This is a genomic window from Ideonella margarita (assembly GCF_038066635.1).
Taxonomy (GTDB): Bacteria; Pseudomonadota; Gammaproteobacteria; order Burkholderiales; family Burkholderiaceae_C; genus Ideonella; species Ideonella margarita.
In genome coordinates, this window is record NZ_JBBUTI010000025.1 from 1 (window position 1) to 1790 (window position 1790).

Consider the following 1790-nt stretch of genomic DNA (forward strand, 5'->3'; position numbering starts at 1 on the left):
ACCTTGCTCGACAACGTCGGCAATGCCATCGGCACCGTCACGCTCAATCCAGACCAGACCGTCACGTTTGATCCGGCGCCTGGCTACAACGGCCCGGTCGACTTCACCTACACCGTCACTGACGGCACCTCGTCCGACACCGCCAACGTGCGCATCGTCGTGGACGACGTCAACGACCCGCCGGTCGCGCAGGACAACACCATCACCGGCTTCGAAGACAGCCCGGTCACGTTCGATCCGCGCTCCAACGACTCCGACCCGGACGGTGACCCGCTGACCATCACGGCCATCAACGGCCAGCCGATCAGCCCGGGCACGACCATCACCCTGCCTGAAGGCACGGTGAGCATGAACAACGACGGCTCGCTGTCGTTCACCCCGAACAAGGACTTCAACGGCCCGGTCGCCTTCGACTACACCGTCGACGACGGCCGTGGCGGCACCGACACCGCCACCGTCAACCTGCAGATCACGCCGGTTGATGACGCGTCGATCCTGGCGCCTGACACCAAGACGGTCGCTGAAGACACGGTTGCCACCGGCAACGTGCTGACGAACGACAGCGACATCGACAACACCCTGAGCGTTGCTTCGTTCAGCGTCGCCGGCTTGCCTGGCACCTTCGCTGCTGGCACTACCGCCACCATCGCAGGCGTCGGTACGCTGGTCATCAATGCGGATGGCGGCTACACCTTCACGCCGGTTGCCGACTACAACGGCACGGTGCCGCAGGTCTCTTACACGACCAACACCGGTTCCTCGTCCACGCTCGACATCACCGTCACCCCACTGGACGACACCCCGGCTGCCAGCGACGACCTGGCGACCACGCCTGAGGACACGCCCGTCACCATCGACGTGCTGGCCAACGACACCGACGCTGATACCCCGACGCTGACCATCACGGCCATCAACGGCCAGCCGATCAGCGTGGGCAACCCTGTTCAGCTGCTCGACACCGCTGGCCTGCCGCTGGGCACGGTCGGCCTGACCAACGACGGCAAGCTGATCTACACCCCGGCCCCGAACACCACCGGCCCGGTCGACTTCAACTACACCGTCACCGACGGTCTGACCCCGGTTCAGGCCAATGTGCATGTGGATGTCACGCCGGTCAACGATGCGCCTGACGCCATCAATGATTCGGTCACTGCCGCTGAAGACACGCCCGTCACGATCAACGTGCTGGGCAACGACACGGACGTCGAAGGCGATCCGCTGACCATCACCCAGATCGACGGCCAGCCCGTCACCGTGGGCACCCCGGTCGTCGTGGCCAATGGCACCGTCACCGTCAACCCGAACGGCACGGTCACGTTTGACCCGGCGCCCGGCTACAACGGCCCGGCCACCTTCACCTACACCATCTCCGACGGCCAGGGCGGCACCGACACCGCCACCGTGTCGATCGATGTGGGCGGCGTGAACGACGCGCCTGTCGCTGCGCCGGACACCGGCATCACCAACGAAGACACGGCTCTGATCGTGTCGGCTGCCAACGGCGTCATCCTGGGTGCCGCAGGCACCGACGTGGACCCGGATGGCAACTCCTTGGCTGTCTCTGCCGTTGCCTTCAACGGCACCGCCGGTGTGGTCGGCTCGCCTGTCGTGGGCGCCTGGGGCAGCCTCACCCTCAAGGCTGACGGCTCGTACACCTACACGCCGAACGCCGCTGCGCAAGGTCTGGACGACGGCGAGAGCCAGTCCGACGTGTTCACCTACACCGTCACCGACCCGGCCGGCCTGACCTCGACCACCACGCTGACGCTCACCGTCACCGGCCGCAACGA

The 1790-nt window shown here is 66.0% G+C and carries 1 protein-coding gene; it reads left to right on the forward strand.

Annotated elements, in window-relative coordinates; translation table 11 throughout:
• Positions 1–1790 (forward strand): Ig-like domain-containing protein (locus tag AACH00_RS19770; RefSeq protein WP_341400901.1); only part of this gene is annotated, 1790 nt, incomplete at both ends.